This is a genomic window from Pseudomonas lundensis, assembly GCF_002269125.1.
GTDB classification, from domain to species: Bacteria; Pseudomonadota; Gammaproteobacteria; order Pseudomonadales; family Pseudomonadaceae; genus Aquipseudomonas; species Aquipseudomonas lundensis_A.
On sequence record NZ_NQKI01000022.1, the window covers coordinates 17,144 to 37,253 of the forward strand.

19 protein-coding genes are annotated in these 20,110 nt (G+C 58.1%); 10 read left to right on the forward strand and 9 right to left on the reverse strand.

The window, feature by feature from the left end:
• Window positions 1-30 precede the first annotated feature (30 nt).
• Window positions 31-2,190, forward strand: coding sequence for a mechanosensitive ion channel family protein (locus CJF39_RS14370; RefSeq protein ID WP_094994014.1), 2,160 nt, complete (start codon window positions 31-33; stop codon window positions 2,188-2,190).
• Here CJF39_RS14370 and CJF39_RS14375 read toward each other — a convergent pair.
• Window positions 2,187-2,909 carry a UTRA domain-containing protein gene (locus CJF39_RS14375; RefSeq protein WP_094994015.1) on the reverse strand — a complete coding sequence of 241 codons (723 nt, stop codon included), beginning with the start codon at window positions 2,907-2,909 and terminating at the stop codon, window positions 2,187-2,189. The genes CJF39_RS14370 and CJF39_RS14375 overlap by 4 nt on opposite strands.
• A 331-nt stretch (window positions 2,910-3,240) precedes the next feature.
• Here CJF39_RS14375 and CJF39_RS14380 point away from each other — a divergent pair, with 331 nt between their 5' ends.
• From CJF39_RS14380 to CJF39_RS14405, 6 genes are all read left to right on the forward strand, one after another.
• The gene (locus tag CJF39_RS14380; protein WP_094994016.1) at window positions 3,241-4,308 is read left to right on the forward strand and encodes an ABC transporter substrate-binding protein; all 1,068 of its coding nucleotides are present in this window, start codon (window positions 3,241-3,243) and stop codon (window positions 4,306-4,308) included.
• 101 nt (window positions 4,309-4,409) lie between these two features.
• On the forward strand, window positions 4,410-5,225 hold the full coding sequence (locus tag CJF39_RS14385; RefSeq protein ID WP_094994017.1) for an alkaline phosphatase family protein: 816 nt from the start codon (window positions 4,410-4,412) through the stop codon (window positions 5,223-5,225).
• Window positions 5,222-6,058, forward strand: a complete 837-nt coding sequence (locus CJF39_RS14390; RefSeq protein WP_094994018.1) for an ABC transporter permease — start codon at window positions 5,222-5,224, stop codon at window positions 6,056-6,058. Before CJF39_RS14385 ends, CJF39_RS14390 begins: the two co-directional genes overlap by 4 nt.
• Complete coding sequence (locus CJF39_RS14395) at window positions 6,045-6,845, forward strand: ABC transporter permease (RefSeq protein WP_094994019.1); 801 nt, start codon at window positions 6,045-6,047, stop codon at window positions 6,843-6,845. The genes CJF39_RS14390 and CJF39_RS14395 overlap by 14 nt, the downstream gene beginning before the upstream one ends.
• Window positions 6,842-7,831, forward strand: a complete 990-nt coding sequence (locus tag CJF39_RS14400) for an ABC transporter ATP-binding protein (protein WP_094994020.1) — start codon at window positions 6,842-6,844, stop codon at window positions 7,829-7,831. Before CJF39_RS14395 ends, CJF39_RS14400 begins: the two co-directional genes overlap by 4 nt.
• A 34-nt stretch (window positions 7,832-7,865) precedes the next feature.
• Entirely contained in the window at window positions 7,866-8,519 is a 654-nt protein-coding gene (locus CJF39_RS14405; protein ID WP_094994021.1) for an HAD family hydrolase, read from the forward strand.
• A gap of 42 nt (window positions 8,520-8,561) precedes the next feature.
• Here CJF39_RS14405 and CJF39_RS14410 read toward each other — a convergent pair whose 3' ends face one another.
• Complete coding sequence (locus tag CJF39_RS14410) at window positions 8,562-9,524, reverse strand: zinc-binding dehydrogenase (protein ID WP_094994022.1); 963 nt, start codon at window positions 9,522-9,524, stop codon at window positions 8,562-8,564.
• 139 nt (window positions 9,525-9,663) lie between these two features.
• Here CJF39_RS14410 and CJF39_RS14415 point away from each other — a divergent pair, with 139 nt between their 5' ends.
• Window positions 9,664-11,745 carry a carboxy terminal-processing peptidase gene (locus CJF39_RS14415; protein WP_169965958.1) on the forward strand — a complete coding sequence of 694 codons (2,082 nt, stop codon included), beginning with the start codon at window positions 9,664-9,666 and terminating at the stop codon, window positions 11,743-11,745.
• A gap of 91 nt (window positions 11,746-11,836) precedes the next feature.
• Here CJF39_RS14415 and CJF39_RS14420 read toward each other — a convergent pair whose 3' ends face one another.
• From CJF39_RS14420 to CJF39_RS14435, 4 genes are all read right to left on the reverse strand, one after another.
• A complete protein-coding gene (locus CJF39_RS14420) occupies window positions 11,837-12,292 on the reverse strand; it encodes an SEL1-like repeat protein (protein ID WP_094994024.1) in 456 nt (151 codons plus the stop codon).
• Window positions 12,293-12,661 (reverse strand): hypothetical protein, encoded by a 369-nt coding sequence (locus CJF39_RS14425; RefSeq protein WP_094994025.1) that lies wholly within the window; start codon window positions 12,659-12,661, stop codon window positions 12,293-12,295. It abuts the gene before it with no gap.
• Window positions 12,658-12,996: a helix-turn-helix domain-containing protein gene (locus CJF39_RS14430; protein WP_094994026.1), complete on the reverse strand. Its 339-nt coding sequence runs from the start codon at window positions 12,994-12,996 to the stop codon at window positions 12,658-12,660. Before CJF39_RS14430 ends, CJF39_RS14425 begins: the two co-directional genes overlap by 4 nt.
• A gap of 415 nt (window positions 12,997-13,411) precedes the next feature.
• Window positions 13,412-14,149 (reverse strand): FKBP-type peptidyl-prolyl cis-trans isomerase, encoded by a 738-nt coding sequence (locus CJF39_RS14435; protein WP_094994027.1) that lies wholly within the window; start codon window positions 14,147-14,149, stop codon window positions 13,412-13,414.
• A gap of 266 nt (window positions 14,150-14,415) precedes the next feature.
• Between CJF39_RS14435 and CJF39_RS14440 the strand changes: the two genes are divergently transcribed.
• Both CJF39_RS14440 and CJF39_RS14445 read left to right on the forward strand, forming a co-directional pair.
• The gene (locus CJF39_RS14440) at window positions 14,416-16,230 is read left to right on the forward strand and encodes a di-heme-cytochrome C peroxidase (protein ID WP_094994028.1); all 1,815 of its coding nucleotides are present in this window, start codon (window positions 14,416-14,418) and stop codon (window positions 16,228-16,230) included.
• 46 nt (window positions 16,231-16,276) lie between these two features.
• Window positions 16,277-17,413 carry a catalase family protein gene (locus CJF39_RS14445; RefSeq protein ID WP_094994029.1) on the forward strand — a complete coding sequence of 379 codons (1,137 nt, stop codon included), beginning with the start codon at window positions 16,277-16,279 and terminating at the stop codon, window positions 17,411-17,413.
• Window positions 17,414-17,487: 74 nt separating this feature from the next.
• On the opposite strand, the gene cysB is transcribed toward CJF39_RS14445, so the two are convergent.
• The 3 genes from cysB to CJF39_RS14460 all read right to left on the reverse strand — a co-directional run bounded on the left by cysB (window position 17,488) and on the right by CJF39_RS14460 (window position 20,078).
• Complete coding sequence (gene cysB / locus CJF39_RS14450; RefSeq protein ID WP_047277772.1) at window positions 17,488-18,462, reverse strand: HTH-type transcriptional regulator CysB; 975 nt, start codon at window positions 18,460-18,462, stop codon at window positions 17,488-17,490.
• 105 nt (window positions 18,463-18,567) lie between these two features.
• On the reverse strand, window positions 18,568-19,077 hold the full coding sequence (locus CJF39_RS14455; RefSeq protein ID WP_094994030.1) for a universal stress protein: 510 nt from the start codon (window positions 19,075-19,077) through the stop codon (window positions 18,568-18,570).
• Window positions 19,078-19,160: 83 nt separating this feature from the next.
• A complete protein-coding gene (locus CJF39_RS14460) occupies window positions 19,161-20,078 on the reverse strand; it encodes a 5'-nucleotidase (RefSeq protein ID WP_094994031.1) in 918 nt (305 codons plus the stop codon).
• Between the last annotated feature and the right edge of the window lie 32 nt (window positions 20,079-20,110).

The following is a 20,110-nucleotide window of genomic DNA, read 5'->3' on the forward strand; positions in this document are numbered from 1 at the left end:
CAACCTGCCCCCCTTGAGGTTGATCGCCCAGTGCTTGTTCGTTTGTTCGCCCTGCCTTATTTACTGCTCGTTTGCGTACTGACGCTATCGCCCCTGACGTCTGCGCACGCGGTCGGCTTGCCCGGCCTGTTAGGCAGCCCGGATAAAACCCAGGCTCAACCCACCGAGCCTCTGGGCCAGTCGCTGGACGAAGTGATTAAAAACCTGGAGAACGATCAGCAGCGCAGCAAACTGTTGGCCGATTTGAAGAAGCTGCGCGACGCCACCAAGAAGGCGCAACCCGAAGCTGAAATCGGCGTGCTTGGGCTAATCGGCAGCACCCTGACCGACCTTGAAAAACAGTTCATGGGCACAGACAGCCCGACCTCGCGCTGGGCACGAGAAATCGAACAGGCCCAAGATGAACTCAACGACCTGATGTTGCCTGCTAGCCAATGGCTGCCGATCATTTTTGCCTTTGCGCTCATCATCATGGTCTGGAGCCTGCTGGCCGCGCTGCTGATTTGGGTCAGCCACCGGGTGCGCCTGCGCTTTGGCCTGAGCGAAGAATTGCCGCAGCATCCCAAGGCGGTAGACATGCTGCGTTTTGCCCTGCGCAAGTTGGGCCCGTGGCTGGTGGCCTTGATGATCACCGTGTACATGAGCTATTCGCTGCCGTCTTCGCTGGGCAAGGATTTGGCCATGGTGCTGGCGTATGCGCTGGTCATCGGCACCTGTTTTTCGGCCATTTGCGTGATTGCTTTTTCCCTCCTCGATGGCCCGCATCGCCACCGCGCCCTGCACATCCTGCGGCATCAGGCCTTTCGCCCGCTGTGGTGGATCGGCAGCTTTGCTGCCTTCGGCCAAGCCCTCAGCGACCCACGGCTGGTGGCCACGCTGGGTGTGCACCTGGCACACACGGCCGCCACGTTTGCCAATGTCATGGCTGCGCTGTCCACCGGCTTGTTCATCATTCGCTTCCGCCGCCCGATTGCTCACCTGATTCGCAACCAACCTCTTTCCCGACGCCTGACCCGGCGCGCCTTGAGCGACACCATTGAACTGCTCGGCACGTACTGGTGGATTGCAGCGCTGATTCTGGTGGGCATCTCGCTGGCCGCGACGTTTATCTCGGCGGGCGACACCAGCACTGCGTTGCGGCAGTCGTTGATCTGCACCGTGTTGGTGGTGCTGTGCATGGTCATTAACGGCCTGGTACGTCGGCACGCGCAAAAACCGCAACGCGGGCACAAGCGGCACGCCCTGTACTCCGAACGCCTGAAAAGCTTCGTCTACACCCTCGCACACCTGGTGGTGTGGCTGGTGTTCATCGAGCTGGGCCTGCGGGTATGGGGCCTGTCGCTGATTCGCATCACCGAGGGCGACGGCCATGAGATCACCGTCAAACTGTTCGGTCTGGGCGGTACGCTGCTGTTTGCCTGGCTGATCTGGATTCTGGCCGATACGGCCATCCACCATGCCCTGACCCGTTCACGCAAAGGGCTGGCCAACGCCCGCGCGCAAACCATGATGCCGCTGATCCGCAACGTGCTGTTCGCAGCCATTTTCATCATTGCGCTGATCGTGGCCCTCGCCAACATGGGCATGAACGTGACGCCCCTGCTGGCCGGTGCCGGTGTTATCGGTCTGGCCATTGGTTTCGGCGCGCAGTCATTGGTTGCGGACTTGATTACTGGCCTGTTCATCATCATTGAAGACTCGCTGGCCATCGACGATTACGTGGACGTCGGCGGCCACTTGGGCACTGTCGAAGGGCTGACCATCCGCACCGTGCGCTTGCGTGACATCGACGGCATCGTGCACACCATCCCGTTCAGCGAAATCAAAAGCATCAAGAACTACTCGCGCGAATTCGGCTACGCGATCTTTCGCGTGGCCATTCCTTACAACATGGAAATCGATGACGCGATCAAGTTGATGCGCGAGGTCGGGCAAAAGATGCGCTCCGACCCGCTTCAGCGTCGCAATATCTGGTCACCGCTGGAAATTCAGGGGGTTGAAAGTTTTGAATCGGGCAGCGCGATTTTACGTGCGCGCTTCAAGACCGCGCCGATCAAGCAATGGGAAGTGTCGCGCGCGTTCAACCTGTCGCTCAAACGGCACCTGGACGAAGCCGGGCTCGATCTGGCCACGCCGCGCCTGAGCGTGCAGGTGATCACGGCAGGCAGCGGTGTTTTACAAAAGGATTAATCCTGCCCCTGCACCTCGACGCCAACATGGATGGCGTCATGTCGCCAGTATTCCAGGTCGCAGTCGATCAGCCGCCCGTGCTGATCGTAGTTGACCCGCGCGATGCGTAGCCCCGGACTGCCCATCGACACTTTCAAGACAGCGGCGGCGGCCACCGGCAAGGCTGTGGGCACGATCTCGAATTGCACCCGACCGTAATGCAAATCGTAGTGGCGGGCATACAGCTCGGTGATCGACTGCGTCAGATCAAACTCCAAAATCCGTGGGAAGTATTGTGGATTCAAGTAGTGCTCTACATACAGCACCCGTCGTCCGTCGATACGCCGTCCCCGGCAAATTTGAATCACGCTGGACAGTGCCGGTAACTTCAAACGCTCGCACACGGCGGCAGACGCAGGCTGCAACCGCGCCGAAATCACATCCGTGGTGGGCACTCGCCCTTGGGCGCTGACCATCGCGTGAAAATGACTGCGCTGCATCAGGTTGTAGGCCAGTCGCGGTGGCGAGATAAACCAGCCGCGCCGCTCTTCGCGGTACACCACCCCTTGGGCTTCGAGTTGCAAGAGTGCTTCGCGCACCGTCACCCGCGTGGTGTCGAACAACTCACTGAGTTTGCGCTCTGCAGGCAATTGGCTGCCGCAGGCCAGTAAGCCGTGCCCGATTTGCTCCTGCAGCGCACGGCTAATGGCTGTCACCGCCTTGGGGGCTTCTTCACGCATAACGTTACCTATCTGGACTAGTCCAGCACCAAATATGGGCAAAAGCGGGCCGTTTGCTCCGCGATCCTGAGGTGCCAAGCCTAGGCAGCTCACATGACTGTTCGATGACATGCCTTGCCATTACTGTCGCCAATGTCCCGAAAAACGCTGCTAACGCCATGGTCTACGCTTACTTGCAATGCGTGCGCTGGCCTCAATCTGCCCGTGCGCAGTGGATGCCGACATCAAAGTGTCATACGCCCGGCCTAAATTGGCTCAGGTATTGCTGACCTAGACCAACACCCTGAAAAAGCCCCATAAAAAAACGAGTGAAAAAACCAAGGAGCTACGGATGAAACAGTTTTTTCTGGCATCACTGTTAGGTTCAAGCATCGCTCTGTGCAGCACGGCCATGGCCGCCGACGTCGATTTGAAAACCCTCGAAGCAGCTGCCCGCGCCGAAGGCGTGGTCAACAGCGTGGGCATGCCCGATGAGTGGGCCAACTGGAAAGGCACGTGGGCCGATTTGAACACGCTCTACGGCTTGAAGCACATTGACACCGACATGAGTTCAGCCCAGGAAGTGGCCAAGTTTGCAGCTGAAAAAGACAACGCCAGCGCCGACATCGGTGACGTGGGCGCTGCGTTCGGGCCGATTGCCGTGGCCAAAGGCGTGACCCAGCCCTACAAGCCGACCACCTGGGAGCAAATCCCCGACTGGGCCAAGGACAAAGACGGCAACTGGGCGCTGGCCTACACCGGCACTATTGCGTTTATCGTCAATAAAAAGCTGCTGCACGGTTCCGATGTGCCGACCAAATGGGCTGACCTGAAAACCGGAAAGTACAAAGTGTCTATCGGTGATGTCAGCACCGCGGCCCAAGCCACCAATGGTGTACTTGCCGCTGCACTGGCCAATGGCGGGGATGAAAAGAACATTCAGCCGGCCCTGATCATGTTTGCTGACATCGCCAAACAAGGGCGCCTGTCGCTGGCCAATCCGACCATCGCCACGCTGGAAAAAGGCGAAGTCGAAGTGGGTGTTGTCTGGGACTTCAACGGCCTGAGCTACAAGGCCAAGATGGCCAACCCCGATGACTATGTGGTGCTGATCCCCTCGGATGGCTCCGTCATTTCGGGGTACACCACCCTCATCAACAAATACGCCAAGCACCCTAACGCGGCTAAATTGACCCGTGAGTTCATCTTCAGCGATGCAGGGCAAATCAACCTTGCAAAGGGCAACGCTCGGCCGATTCGGGCTGATCACTTGACGCTGCCAGACGACGTGCAACGTAAGTTGCTGCCAAATGAGCAATACAAAGGCGTAACCCCGATCAAAGATGCCGATGCCTGGGAGAAAACGTCCAAGGCCCTGCCTCAGCTGTGGCAGGAAGAAGTCATCATCAATATGCAGTAACGCCCTAACCCCTGTAGCCGCTTCGCCGCAGACTGCGATCCACCGCGCAGCCTGCGGCAGTGGCTGGCAGGCGGCATGCTCTTTCGCTTGCGGAGTGGTAGATGAAACACAAGGTCATTTTGGTAGTACTCGACGGACTCAATTACGAAGTTGCCCGCCATGCCATGGGGCATTTGCAGGCGTATGTGGGTGCCGAACGGGCAGCCCTGTACAAAATGGCGTGTGAATTACCCTCACTGTCGCGCCCGCTGTACGAGTGCATCCTGACCGGCGTATCGCCCATTGACAGCGGCATCGTGCACAACAATGTGTCGCGTCTGTCCCACCAGCGCAGCGTGTTCCACTACGCCCGCGCAGCGGGCCTGAGTACGGCCGCCGCGGCCTATCACTGGGTCAGCGAACTGTATAACCGCTCGCCGTTTATCATCCCGCGTGACCGCCACACCGAAGCACCGGATTACCCGATCCAGTACGGGCATTTTTACTGGACCGATCACTACCCCGACTCGCACCTGTTCGCTGACGCAGAGCATTTGCGTGTTAAACATTCGCCCGACTTCCTGCTGGTGCACCCGATGAACATTGACGATGCCGGGCACAAACATGGCCTGGACTCGGCGCAGTACCGAAACAGTGCGCGCTCGGCCGACATCATTCTGGCTGACTACCTGCAAGGCTGGCTGGACGCGGGTTATCAGGTGCTGGTGACTGCCGACCATGGCATGAACAATGACCGCTCGCACAATGGCTTGCTCGACGAGGAACGCCAGGTCCCGCTGTTTGTGCTGGGCGAAGCGTTCAGCTTCAACCCCGACGTTGAACCTCGGCAAACCGAGCTGTGCGGCACGGTATGCCAATTACTGGGCGTGGCCCATGACAAGCCCGTGTGCCACGACCTGCTGAGGCCCGCCCCATGAGTCGAGGGAAATGGCTCGCCTTGTTATGCCTGCTGCCGTTCGCGGTGTTTTTTATCGTGTTCCAGATCGCACCCTTGGTGTGGGTGCTGATTCACAGCGTGCAATCGCAAGACAGCGGCTGGGGCCTGGCCAACTTCAGCAAAATTGTCAGTTCAAAGTTTTACAGACAGGCGATTCAGCACAGCCTGGAGATCAGCTTCTGGTCGAGCGTATTTGGCATTGTGATCGCGGTGCTGGGCACTTATTCACTGCGCAAAGTGGATTCGCGGCTGCGTAATTTCGTCAACGCCTTTGCCAACATGACCAGTAATTTCTCCGGCGTGCCGCTGGCCTTTGCCTTCATCATCCTGCTGGGGTTCAACGGCAGTATCACGATCATGCTCAAACAGGCGGGGATCATCGAGGATTTCAACCTGTACTCCAAAACTGGGCTGATCATTCTTTACACCTATTTCCAGATCCCGCTGGGCGTGTTGCTGCTGTACCCGGCTTTCGACTCGCTGCGTGAAGACTGGCGCGAATCAGCTTCGCTGCTGGGCGCCAACAGTTGGCAATTCTGGCGTTTTATTGGCTTGCCGGTACTCACCCCCGCCCTGCTTGGCACGTTCGTGATTTTGCTGGCCAATGCCTTGGGCGCTTACGCCACGGTTTACGCGTTGACCACCGGCAACTTCAACGTATTGCCGATCCGGATTGCCGCGTTGGTATCGGGCGATATCAGCCTCGACCCGAACATGGCCAGCGCCCTGGCCGTGATTCTGGTGGGTTTGATGACCTTGGTGACGCTGGTGCATCAGTGGCTGTTGAAGAGGACTTACCATGTCGCGCGCTGAATCCACATCCGCCAGCCTGTATCACCGTAGTGTGGTCTGGCTGCTGTTCCTGATCCTGCTGCTGCCGTTACTGGGCACGCTGATCTACTCCATCGCCAGCAGTTGGTCGGCCACCATTGTGCCCAACGGGTTCACCTTCAAGTGGTACATCCAGTTGTGGGGCGATCCGCGATTTCTGGCGGCATTCGGGCAGTCGCTGCTGGTCTGCGTGGCAGCACTGGCGCTGTCGGTGGTGCTGATTTTGCCGTTGCTGTTTGTGGTGCACTACCACTTCCCGAAGCTCGACGCGCTAATGAACATTCTGATCCTGCTGCCCTTTGCCGTGCCGCCCGTGGTGTCGTCGGTGGGCCTGCTGCAACTGTATGGCTCCGGCCCGCTGCAAATGGTGGGAACCCCGTGGATTCTGATTGGCTGTTATTTCACTGTCGCGCTGCCCTTCATGTACCGCGCTATCACCAACAATCTGCAGGCAATCAACCTGCGCGACTTGATGGACGCTGCTCAATTGCTGGGCGCCAATACCTGGCAAGCTGCGTTTCTGGTGGTGCTGCCCAACTTGCGCAAAGGCTTGCTGGTAGCGCTGCTGCTGTCGTTCTCGTTCCTCTTCGGTGAGTTCGTGTTTGCCAACATTCTGGTGGGCACCCGCTACGAAACCCTGCAGGTGTTCCTGAACAACATGCGCAACAGCAGCGGCCATTTCACCAGCGCACTGGTGATCTCTTATTTCCTCTTTGTATTGGTGCTGACCTGGGTTGCCACCTTATTGAACAAGGACAAAAGCCAATGAGCTTCGTCAGCGTCGAACATCTGCAAAAAAGCTATTCCGGCACCCCGGTGTTCAGCGACATCAATTGCAGCATCGCCAAGGGAGAATTCGTCACCCTGCTCGGCCCGTCGGGGTGCGGCAAGTCCACCCTGCTGCGCTGTATTGCCGGGCTGACGCCCGTGGACGAGGGCACAATCCTGCTCGACGGTCAGGACATTGTCCCGCTGAGCCCGCAAAAGCGCGGCATTGGCATGGTGTTTCAAAGTTACGCGCTGTTCCCCAACATGACGGTCGAGCAAAATGTGGCCTTTGGCCTGCGCATGCAAAAGGTCAATGCCAATGACAGCCATAAGCGGGTAACTGAGGTGCTGCAACTGGTGGAGCTTAATGACTACGCCAAACGTTACCCGCATCAGTTGTCGGGGGGGCAATGCCAGCGCGTGGCGCTGGCGCGCTCGCTGGTCACTCGCCCGCGCCTGTTGCTGCTGGACGAGCCACTGTCTGCACTGGATGCACGGATTCGCAAACACTTGCGCGAGCAGATTCGTCAGATCCAACGCGAACTTAACTTGACCACCATCTTCGTGACCCACGACCAGGAAGAAGCGCTGACGATGAGTGATCGCATCTTCTTGATGAACCAGGGCCGCATTGTCCAAAGCGGCAATGCGCAAACCCTGTACGCAGCCCCGGTGGATGCCTTTGCGGCCGGTTTTATTGGTAACTACAACCTGCTGGATCCGGAGGCGGCCACGCGCCTGTTGCAACGTCCGGTTACCAGCCGTATCGCAATCCGTCCCGAGACCCTTGGATTAAGCCTGCAAGGCGAACCCGACGCACTGATCCGCAGCCACAGCCTGCTGGGCAATGTGATCCGCTATCGCGTAGAAGTCCGCGGCGTGGAGTTGATCGTCGACGTGCTCAATCGCTCATCGGCGGATTTGCTCCCGGATGGCCAGCGGGCTGCCCTGACCATCGATCCAAGCACCCTGCGTGAGGTAGCCTGATGTTCTTGAATTCACTGAAAAGAGAGTCGCGCTGATGGCTTTGGCAATTTTTGATCTGGACGAAACCCTCATTCACGGCGACTGCGCCACCCTGTGGAGCGAACAGATGGGCCGTTTGGGCTGGGTCGACCCCGAGTCGTTCATGAAGCGTAACAATGAACTCATGGATGCCTACAGCCGGGGCGAGCTGGCCATGGAGGCGTACATGGCATTCAGCCTTGAGCCAATGATCGGCCGCACACCTGAAGAGATTGAACACCTGGTCGAGCCCTGGGTGGAAGACGCTATCGAGCCGATCATATTCAGTGACGCCACCCGCACCATTGCTGCCCATCGCAAGGCCGGAGACCGGATTTTGGTGATTTCCGCCTCAGGCACCCATTTGGTCAAGCCGATTGCAAAACGCCTGGGCATCGATGAGGTGCTGGGCATTGAGCTGGAGATCAAGCACGGGGTATACACGGGCAACACCGTTGGCACGCTGACGTACCGCGAAGGCAAGATCACCCGCTTGCTGGAGTGGCTGGACGCCGAAGAAGAAAATCTGGAAGGGGCGAGTTTTTATTCCGATTCACGCAACGACTTGCCGCTGCTGCTGAAAGTGGATCACCCGCACACGGTCAACCCTGACCCGGTATTGCGTGAACACGCTGAAAAAGCCGGGTGGCCGGTTCATCACTGGAAGTAAGCGCCCAAGCCCCTCTCCGCACAGGACAGGGGCTTGGCCGATTTACACCAGGCTGGGGTCAATCACCAGCACCAGCTTGCCGGACACCTGATTGCCGGCCAACTCATCAAACGCTTCTTGCGCCTGCTCAATCGGGAAGGTTTTAGCCAGTTGTGGGCTCAAACGATTCTCGGTGAACAAAGGCCATACTTGCTGACCCAAATTACTGAGCAAGTCCGCTTTGAACTGGTCGTCACGGCTGCGCAGGGTCGAACCCAACAGCTGGATCCGCTTGCCCAGTACGATGGCCAGATCCAGCTCAGCCTTGCGCCCGCCCATCAAACCGATCAGCACCCAGCGACCGTCCTGAGCCAGCAACGTCAGGTTGGACTCCACGTAATTGGCACCCACCGGGTCCAGCACCACGTCGAACGGCCCCAGCGCCTTGAGGCTGTCGAGCCCCTCGTTACGCAGCACGCCACCCTGCGCCCCCAGTGCTTGGCAATACGCCAGGCGCTCTGCAGACCCCACACTGACCCAGCACGGGCTGCCAAAGGCTTTGCACAGTTGAATGGCGGCTGAACCGACGCCACTCGCACCTGCGTGTAACAGCACTTTTTCACCGGGTTTCAAACCGGCCAGCTGGAACAAGTTCAACCAGGCAGTGCTGTACACCTCGGGCAATGCCGCGGCTTCAACCAGCGACAAACCTTCAGGCACCGGCAAGGCATGGCGCGCATCCACCACCACTTCCTCGGCCATGCCGCCCCCGGCCAGCAGCGCACATACCCGGTCACCCACTTGCCACGACGATCCGGGACCAACTTCGCTGATCACGCCCGAACATTCCAGGCCCAGCACGTGACTGGCGCCTGGCGGTGGCGGATAGAGCCCCGCACGCTGTAAAAGATCGGCACGGTTAAGCCCCGCTGCCGCCACACGAATCCGAATTTGCCCTGCATCGCAGGTGGGACTTGGCTCTTCAACCCACTTCACTTGACCTTCAACGCCTTGCAATGCTTTCACAGTGCCTCCATAGTGAGTCCGGACTGAGCCCGGCGCTGAAGCACCGGGCTTTTTGCATTATGCGACCGGTCCTTGATGGAACCGGCGACTTCAAAGACGGCCTAATATGCGTTATCAATTGCCCCCGCGTCGAATCAGCATGAAGCATTTATTCCCTAGCACCGCACTTGCCCTATTCATTGGCCTCGGCGTTTTGCCGCTTTCGGCCAATACATTCGCCGCTAACAGTTGGGATAACCTTCAGCCCGATCGTGATGAGGTAATTGCCAGTCTTAACGTTGTTGAGCTGCTCAAGCGCCATCATTACAGCAAGCCGCCACTGGATGACGCACGTTCCGTGATCATCTATGACAGCTACCTGAAGCTGCTCGACCCCTCGCGCAGTTATTTCCTGGCCAGCGATATTGCCGAATTCGACAAATGGAAAACCCAATTTGACGATTTCCTCAAAAGCGGCGACCTCAACCCTGGCTTCACGATCTACAAGCGCTACCTGGACCGGGTCAAATCGCGTCTGGACTTCGCTCTTGCAGAGCTGAACAAGGGGGTCGACTCGTTTGACTTCAACGCCAAAGAGACACTGGAGGTCGACCGTAAGGACGCGCCGTGGCTCAAGACTGAAGCCGAACTCAACGACCTGTGGCGCAAACGCCTTAAAGACGAAGTGCTGCGCCTGAAAATTGCTGGCAAAGAGCCTGCAAAAATCCAGGAACTGCTGACCAAGCGTTACAAGAACCAATTGTCGCGCCTTGATCAGACCCGCAGCGAAGACATCTTCCAGGCGTATATCAACACCTTCGCCATGTCTTACGACCCGCACACCAATTACCTGTCGCCCGATAATGCGGAAAACTTTGACATCAACATGAGCCTGTCGCTGGAAGGCATTGGCGCCGTGTTGCAAAGCGATAACGACCAAGTGAAGGTCGTGCGTCTGGTGCCAGCAGGCCCGGCGGACAAGACCAAGCAGGTTGCCCCGGCGGATAAAATCATCGGCGTTGCACAAGGCGACAAAGAGATGGTCGACGTCATCGGCTGGCGTCTGGACGAAGTGGTCAAGTTAATTCGCGGCCCTAAAGGCTCTGTCGTGCGCCTGGAGGTGATTCCGGCCAGCAATGCGCCGAATGACCAGACCAGCAAGGTTGTGTCCATCACCCGCGAAGCCGTGAAGCTTGAAGAGCAAGCGGCCAAGAAGTCGATCCTGAACCTGAAACAGGACGGCAAAAACTACAAACTTGGCGTGATTGAAATTCCGGCCTTCTATCTGGACTTCAAGGCATTCCGTGCCGGTGACCCGAATTACAAGAGCACCACCCGCGACGTCAAGAAACTGCTGACCGAGTTGCAGAAGGAACAAGTCGATGGCGTGATTATCGACCTGCGCAACAACGGGGGCGGTTCGTTGCAGGAAGCAACCGAGCTGACCAGCCTGTTCATCGACAAGGGTCCGACCGTGCTGGTGCGTAATGCTGACGGCAAGGTCGATGTCCTGGAAGACGAAAACCCGGGCGCTTTCTACAAAGGCCCGATGGCGTTGCTGGTTAACCGCCTGTCGGCATCGGCGTCGGAGATTTTTGCCGGCGCCATGCAGGATTATCACCGCGCGCTGATCATCGGTGGCCAGACCTTCGGCAAAGGCACCGTGCAGACCATTCAACCGCTTAACCATGGCGAACTGAAACTGACACTGGCCAAGTTCTACCGGGTTTCCGGTCAGAGCACCCAGCATCAGGGCGTTCTGCCTGACGTCGCATTTCCGTCGATCATCGACACCAAGGAAATCGGTGAAAGCGCACTGCCTGAAGCCATGCCATGGGACACCATCCGCCCGGCGATCAAGCCTGCGGTTGACCCCTTCAAGCCTTTCATTGCCAAGCTCAAGGCGGACCATGAAGCGCGCACGGCCAAGGATGCGGAATTCATCTTTATCCGTGACAAGCTGTCGTTGGCAGACACGTTGATGAACGAGAAGACCGTCAGCCTGAATGAAGCCGAGCGCCGCGCGCAGCACGCCGACATTGAAGCCAAGCAACTGGCGATGGAAAACGCCCGTCGCCAGGCCAAAGGCGAAGCACCGCTCAAGGAAATGAAGAAAGAAGACGAAGATGCTCTGCCGGTCGAGCCTGAAAAGACCAAACCGGAAGATGACGCTTACTTGAGTGAGACCGGGCGCATCTTGCTGGACTACCTGAAGCTCAATGGTCAGGTGGCCAAAAGGTAACGGTTGATCGGCAACAGTGGATTGATTCACCGATGTAAAAAGGGCGGGCCGCGTGAAGCGGCCCGCCCTTTTTATTGGCACGGTCGCCGGGTTAGCCCGACACAGCCTGATAGCGACGGGCCTGCTCGGGATCGGCCAGCAATCCCGGACCACCTTGCTCATACAACGCTGCCAATTTGATCGGTGCCAAGGGATGACCCGCATTGGCCGCCATGATCCACCAGCGCACCGCTTCGGCGGCATCAGGCGCTTTGTTCACGCTTCCTGCAAGGCTGAACACGCCGACTTGGTAGGCGGCTTTGCCATCGCCCGCCAGACCCGCCAGGCGCAACAGACGCACGCCCTCCTCCTTGGCGCCCAGCCCTTGACCGCGAAAGGCCAGGATGTGGCCATAGAAGCTTTGAGCGTCGGTATCACCCAGGTTAGCCATGCGCGCAAACTGACCTTCCATCCAGCGCCATAACCACGGCTGGCGTACACACCAGCGCCAGTGAAATAACCTGCGCGCCAGCCAGTAGCTTAAGCGCGCCTTAAGTCGCCAGAACACTCAGGCCTCCTCATGTTCGTACGCATGTTCAAACACGCGTACCACTTCAGAAGCATGCCAGGACGCGGCGGCTACGCCATCCGGCGGGCCGCTGAAACGCCCCAGTCGTTGCACACATTCGAAAAAACCGGTGCGCGGCAAACGACTGGCCCCCTGGCTGATGACCAATGAGCTGCGCAAGGGCTGCTCGGCCTTGGTATCCAGGGCAGCCAAATGTTCGAGGGCGGCCGTCAGGGTCAGCATTGCCGGGCTGGGCAACTGCAAGCGTTCCAGCAACGCACGGTAGGTCACCAGATGCCGCTGTCGGCGCGCCTGATCGAGTTCAGCCAGCAATCCGTCCCAGTGTTGACGACTGATGCGCACGCTCATGACGCGTCCCTCCATCCAGTGATGCCCAACTCCCAACCGAGGCTGCGACTGATGGCGCTGTCGGGCAGTCGCTCGCCGCTTTCGATCATGCTCAGGTAAGACGGGCTGATGCCCACCGTGCGTGCCAGCGCCTCAAGTGCCAGCCCTTTTGCTTCGCGCAAGCTTCGCAGTTGATCAAGCCCTGGCAGTGCCTGCTCAGGCTCTGGCGCGGGGGGTGCCTCGATGGGTGCCAACGGCTGATTCAAGCCCGCCGCCTTGAGCAGTGCCTGATAGCTTTCCCATGACAGAACCGCGTACTCGGGTTCACCGTTGCGCTTGATAATTTGAAGATCCATTACTAAACCCCGTCAGACTTTTAAGTAAATCGAGTCGGAACTTTCCTTAGAAGCTTAATCCTAACAGCCGATAAGGTCTTGGGGGTTTTTGTTCTGACGCAGGATAAAAATCATCGAGCGGTGGAGAACAGCCAGCGGGGAGAAAAATGTTATCCACACAAATTGTGGATAACCTTGTGAACAGAGCTGATTTTGGCCTCTGAGAGGCCCGTTCTATAAGGGCTGCGCTCAGATCGGGCATTTTTTACACACATAAAAAAACCCACAAATTCATTGACTTGGCAGTCAACTGACACTAGCACTCAAGGCTTACAGCCTTGGTGAGCCCCGCCACAGAGTGGACCAACCGCGTAAGAAGGGGACTACAAAAACGCAAACGCCCCGTCGAGACGGGGCGCTGTGTGTCGCGAAACGCTTATTTGCTGGCAGGTGCTGCCGGAGCAGTTTCCTGGTCAGCGTTTGCCGGATCTTTGATGCCCAGCAGTTCCAGGTCAAATACCAGCACCGAGTTGGCCGGAATGGCCGGGCTTGGGCTTTGAGCGCCGTAAGCCAGCTCGCTAGGAATGTACAGCTTGTACTTCTCGCCCACGTGCATCAGTTGCAAGCCTTCAACCCAACCCGGGATCACGCCGCTTACCGGCAGATCAATCGGGCTGCCGCGCTCAACCGAGCTGTCGAACACCTTGCCGTCGATCAGTTTGCCTTCGTAGTGAACCGTCACAACGTCGGTCGCTTTTGGCTGTGGACCATCCGCTTTCTTGATCACTTCGTATTGCAAGCCAGAAGCTGTGGTGGTGACACCGGCCTTCTTGCCGTTTTCTTCGAGGAATTTTTTGCCTGCAGCAGAGGCTTCTTCACTCATTTTGGTCAGACGCTCTTCTGCACGCTTTTGCAGCGCCGAGAAGGCTTCGATCAGCTCATCATCTTTGAGTTTCTGCTCTTTCTTGCCAACGGCATCTTCGATGCCCAGGGCGACGGCTTTGGAATCCAGATCATCCATGCCTTCTTGAGCCAGGCTCTTGCCCATGTTCAGGCCAATGCCATAAGAAGCTTTTTGTGCCGGAGTTTTCAGCTCTACGCTGGTCTGCGAATCGCAACCCGCCAGTACCAGGCTTACCAGAGCCACAGCTGCCGCCAACCGATGCTGTTTCATGCTATTTCCTTGTTCATGCGCCAAATGGGCAATCGAATAAAGCCGCGAGCTTATCAGGCGGCCGCGACCAATGGCTACCGGCATGAGAGCGACAAAACGATCAGAAGTTCACGCTTAAAACACAATTCATAATCGCCGCAACTTTTGTTAACACTTAAGGCAGTCTGTCAAGGCTTGCGCACTTTTTCCAGAGGGAACTAATGGCTACTTGATGCCAGCCACTCTGTAAGGCATAAGACTGTAAAAAATTGACAAGGAGCGTGACAGTGCGTCTGTTTTACCGTGTTCTGCTAATCCTGCTGGTGGCCGTGGCGGGGCTGATTGCAGTGGTCGTTTATTTCACCGCCAATCCCCACTTACCTGCCTATAAGGCGCCGCAGCAACTGCATTATCTGGATCAATGGAGCCCGGCAGACCGCCAGACGTATTACTACACGCCCCAAGGCACTCAAGTAAAAGGTTTGCGCTACAACTGGTTCAGTGCGCTGGAGCTGCCATTTTCGCAGCAACCCTTCGCCGCGCCCGAGTATCTGGCGCGCTTCGGGTTTCTGGTCGAGCCACAACAAAAAGCCAGTGCGGCCAACCCCGGCAACTTGCCTGTGGGCTTCACACGCCACAGCAACCCCGGCAGCACGGTCGAGTACCTCGACATCACCTGCGCCGCCTGCCACACCGGCGAACTGCGTTATCAGGGGCAAGCCTTGCGCGTGGATGGCGCGCCGGCCCAGCACGTGCTGCCCTCAAGCGTACCCACCCTGCGCGGTGGCAGCTTCGGCCAAGCGTTAGTGGCCAGCCTGGCCGCCACGTATTACAACCCCTGGAAATTCGAGCGTTTTGCCCGCACCGTGCTGGGCGATGACTATGACGCGCAGCACAAACAGTTGCGCAGCGAGTTCAAAGCCTCGTTAGACAATTTCCTTGCCGTGGCCTGGAATGACACCCATCGCGGCCTCTACCCCACGTTGGAAGGCCCCGGCCGCACGGACGCCTTCGGCCGCATAGCCAATGCCAGCTTTGGCGACGCGATATCCCCTGACAACTACCGCGTGGCCGACGCCCCCGTGGATTACCCGCATTTATGGGACATGTGGACGTTCGATTGGGTGCAGTGGACCGCCTCGGCCAAGCAGCCGATGGCACGCAATATCGGGGAAGCCCTGGGCGTCGGTGCCACCCTGAATTTCTTCGACAGCCATGGTCAGCCATTACAAGGTGATGCACGTTACCCCTCGAGTGTTCGGGTAACTGATTTGCACCTGATTGAAGAAACCCTGCAAAAACTCAAACCGCCGGTGTGGCCTGAAGCCCTCTTCGGCCAGATCGACCGCCCGTTGGCCGCCAAAGGACGAGCCCTGTTCTCCGAAAACTGCGCCGGGTGCCACGTGCCGCAGGTCAAGGACGAAGATGGCCGCCGCGTGCAACAGCTCACGGTGATCCCGCTGGACGTGATTGGCACCGATCCCAATACCGCGAATAACATCGCTGATAACCGCTACGACGTGAGCGCCCTGCAATGGGACCCGGCTGAGTTGGCGCAGATGAATGTCACATTGTTCCCCCACAGCGATGAACCGCTGGACTTGCATCAACTGTCCGTTGCCAAAGGGTTGGCGTACATCACCGCCTTTGTTGAAAAGCATGCGTACAACGCTGCCGGAATCAGCCCGCAGGAACAGGATCGCCTGAATGGATATGGGCTGCCGATTGCCGTGCAAGAGGTGCGCGCTTACAAGGCTCGGCCGCTGGACGGGATCTGGGCCACGGCGCCGTATTTGCACAACGGCTCGGTCCCCACCTTGTATCAGTTGCTGTCGCCTCAGTCCGAGCGCGACGAAACGTTTTACCGCGGCACGTTTGAGTACGATCCGCGTCATCTGGGGTATCGCACCGAAGCCTTTGACGGTGGCTTTGTGCTCGACACCCGCATCAGTGGTAACCACAACAGCGGCCATGAATTTCGCGCCGGGCCGCAGGGCAATGGCGTAATCGGGCGCTTGCTGCACCCTGAAGAACGCTGGGCCTTGCTGGAGTACCTGAAGGTACTCGGCAGCCCGCTTGAACAACAGTTGCCCGCGCTATGAGAGGGCCATTGCGAAGCTCGGCCTCAATCACTAAAAGGATGTTTGTATGCTGACCACTCTTTGGACGCGTCTGGGCTCATGGCTGGGCAAGTTGCTGCTGGCACTGATCGCGCTGGGGTTAATCGGCTGGGCGTTGGCCACCGGCTGGTATGCCTGGCAGCATCGCGGGCCCGTGTCGACTCAAGAAGAAATCCCGGCCGGTGAAGCCGCAATGACCCGGGATACGATTCAGACCGCCATCAAAATCGTCGATCAGCACCGGGAAAACACCCGCTACCTGCGCGATGCTCACGCCAAGGCACATGGCTGCGTCAAAGCGGAGGTTGAGGTGTTGAACGACCTTGACCCGGCCCTGCGTCAAGGTGTCTTCGCCGAGCCCGGCAAGACCTGGCACGCCGTGGTGCGCCTGTCCAACGGAAACGCTTACCCGCAATTTGACAGCATTCGCGATGCACGGGGCATGGCTATCAAATTGCTAGATGTTCCGGGCACCCAATTGATGGCCAGTCAACAAGGCCGAACCGAACAGGATTTTGTGATGTTCAACCATCCCAATTTCTTCGTCAGCGATGTGGCCGAGTACCGACAAAACATCGGGGCGCAGGCCGACGGCAAAAAAGTCATGGCGTTCTTTCCGTCATGGAACCCGAAAGACTGGCAGGTTCGTCATTTGTTCATTGCCTTGGCGACGCTGTCACCTGCCCCGGCCAGCCCGATACAAACCACGTATTTTTCGGTCTCGCCTTATAAATTTGGCAGCGTAAACGCCAAATTCCGGGTAGCACCCGACCCTGATCGATGCCCGGCCTACGCCCTGCCCGAGCAGAACCAGGCGCTGCCTAATTTCTTGCGCAATGCGCTGACTCAACAACTGTCCACGGACCGCGTACCTGCCTGTTTCGTGTTGCAAATTCAGCGTCAGAACGCCAATCGCTACATGCCGATCGAGGACACCAGTATTGAGTGGCAAGAGTCGCAGGCACCGTTCGAGACGGTGGCGCGGGTCACTGTGCCCGCGCAAGACTTTGATACCCCAAGCCAGAATTTGACGTGTGACAACCTGTCGTTCAACCCGTGGCACGGGATTGACGCGCATCGGCCCATTGGCGGCATCAACCGGTTGCGCAAGGCCGTGTATGAGTCGGTCAGCGACTACCGCCACTCTCGCAACGCCGAACAGTAATCGCACAGCGGCCCGTCTCAGGCAGACGGGCCTTGCCGCTAGTCCTCCCCGGTTACCGGAACGGACATGAGCGTTTAGTGAACGGGTAATTCGACGCCTTCGAACAGGTCTTCAAGCTCTTGTTTGTTATGGCACTGGATAGCTTTGGCCATCACTTCGCGGGTCAGGTGCGGCGCAAATTTTTCGATGAAATCGCACATAAAACCGCGCAGGAACGTGCCACGTCGGAAACCGATTTTGGTGATGCTCGACTCGAACAGTTCGCTGGCGTCCAGCACCACCAAATCTTTATCAAGGTTAGTGTCGACGGCCATTTTGGCCACGATCCCAACCCCCAGGCCAAGGCGGACATAGGTCTTGATGACGTCGGCGTCGGCTGCGGTGAACACCACTTTGGGTGTAAGACCACGGTGGCTGAACGCTTCGTCAAGCTTCGAACGGCCGGTGAAACCGAACACGTACGTCACGATAGGGTATTCGGCCAGTGCTTCAAGGGTCAGCTTGGGTAGCTTGGTCAGCGGATGCCCCTGAGGCACCACGACGCAGCGGTTCCAGCGATAGCACGGCATCATCACCAGGTCGCCGAACAGTTCAAGGGCTTCAGTGGCAATGGCGAAATCAACGGTGCCATCTGCCGCCATTTCGGCGATTTGCATCGGCGAGCCCTGGTGCATGTGCAGCGAGACATCCGGGTATTGTTTGATGAAGTTGCTGATTACCGGCGGCAAGGCATAACGCGCTTGCGTATGGGTGGTCGCAATCGACAGGGTGCCTTTCTTCTCGTTGGAGAACTCTTGGGCAATCTGCTTGATGCTTTCAACTTTGCGCAGGATCTCGCCTGCCGTGGTGATGATACGCTCGCCTGCCGGCGTGACGCGGGTCAGGTGCTTGCCGCTGCGGGCAAAGACTTCGACGCCCAATTCGTCTTCAAGCAAGCGAATCTGTTTGCTGATACCCGGCTGTGAGGTGTAAAGGCTTTGTGCGGTGGCGGAAACGTTGAGGTCGTGGTGCGCCACTTCCCAGATGTAGCGCAATTGTTGAAGCTTCATATGCATCCCTCAAAGCAAATAGACGCCAAGGGTATCGGCGGCGGTATATAACTATATGGAAGGTCAGAAGAAGAAATCTAGAACTTTTTTATCGTTATGAGCCCTCTATGCGCCTTCACCATCTGTGCGACGCCGGCGCTGCAGCAGCGGCACCAGGTACACCGGCATTTGCGCCAGCTCGATGACCTGCGCTGCGGTACGTCCCAAACGGCGAAGCCCTGCGGTGGACTGGCCATGACTGCCCAGAATCAACAGGTCAACCGCCAGGCTGTTCGATTGCTGCAAAATCACCTGCGCCGGCTCCCCCTGAATCGCCTTGACCGAGCGAATCAGGGCCAGTTCCTGCCCGCCTTCGCCCAACTCGTCGCGCAGGTTTTGCAATACCCGCAGCTCAATGTTCGACAACATGGTGCTCATGCCCTGACGGTGCAGCGCGCTGAATGCCTCTTCATCGAGATAACTCTGCAACACCGACTCAGCGAACAGCCCCATTGGCTCCACGGCATGCACCACGTACAAGTCCGCGCGGAAGGTCCGCGCCAGTCCCAAGGCGTGCTGCATCACCAGCGGCGCATAAATACCGAGGTCATTGGCAAACAGTATCGAGCGAATCATGCCACCTCCCTCGACTCAATGATTGGCCGAGATGGATTCAGCTTAGCAGCGCCAAGGGAAGTGCGAGGGCTATCACCGTGATGTCAGTCGGCAGGCAAATCCGGCCGTTCATTGCTGATACCGTGGGGCACATGCCCGGTCGCAACCACTTGGCGGGCGCGCTCGCAATGACCGGCCTGATCGTCGAAAAACACGTCAGCAGCGAAGGCTTCGAGAAAGGCTGACTTGTCAAGGCCACCCAAAAACAGCGATTCATCCAGCCGGATGTCCCAGTCACGCAGGGTGCGAATCACCCGCTCATGGGCGGGCGCCGAGCGCGCCGTCACCAGCGCTGTGCGAATCGGACAGGCGTCATCCGGGAATTCACGCTGCAACAGGTTCAGCGCCTCCAGAAACCCCTTGAAGGGGCCGCCGCGCAACGGGCTGCGCGCCGAGTCACGCTCCAGGGATTGAAATGCTTCGATACCGCCCGACTGGTACACGCGCTCGGCTTCGTCCGAAAACAGCACGGCATCCCCGTCAAACGCTATGCGCAGTTCTTTGTTTTCAGCCCGCCGCGTGCCTCCGGACAAAATCGTCGCGGCCGCGAAGCCAGCGTCCAGCGCGCTACGGACATCATCGGCGTGGGTTGATAAAAACAAGTCGCAGCCAAAGGCATTGAGATAAGGATGGGGATTGCGCCCTCCTGAGAAGGCCGCCCGGGAAATGGCCAGCCCGTAATGCTGGATCGAATTGAAGACCCTCAAGCCGGTATCGGCGCTGTTGCGCGAGACCAGCACCACTTCAACGCGCTCGCGGCCGAGGGTGGCATTGAAGCTCAACAGCTTTTGCACTAGTGCAAAGGCATCTCCCGGCGCCAGCACTTCATCTTCATGCTCAATCTGGTACTGGCGATACGCTTCAATGCCCCGGGCCAGATAGACCTCATGGCTTTCACTCAGATCGAACAGGGCGCGGGACGAAATCGCCAGCACCAACTTGCCTTTCAAGCCTTTACTCATGTCGCCTCCACAGGGTGTGCATGGGGTGAACG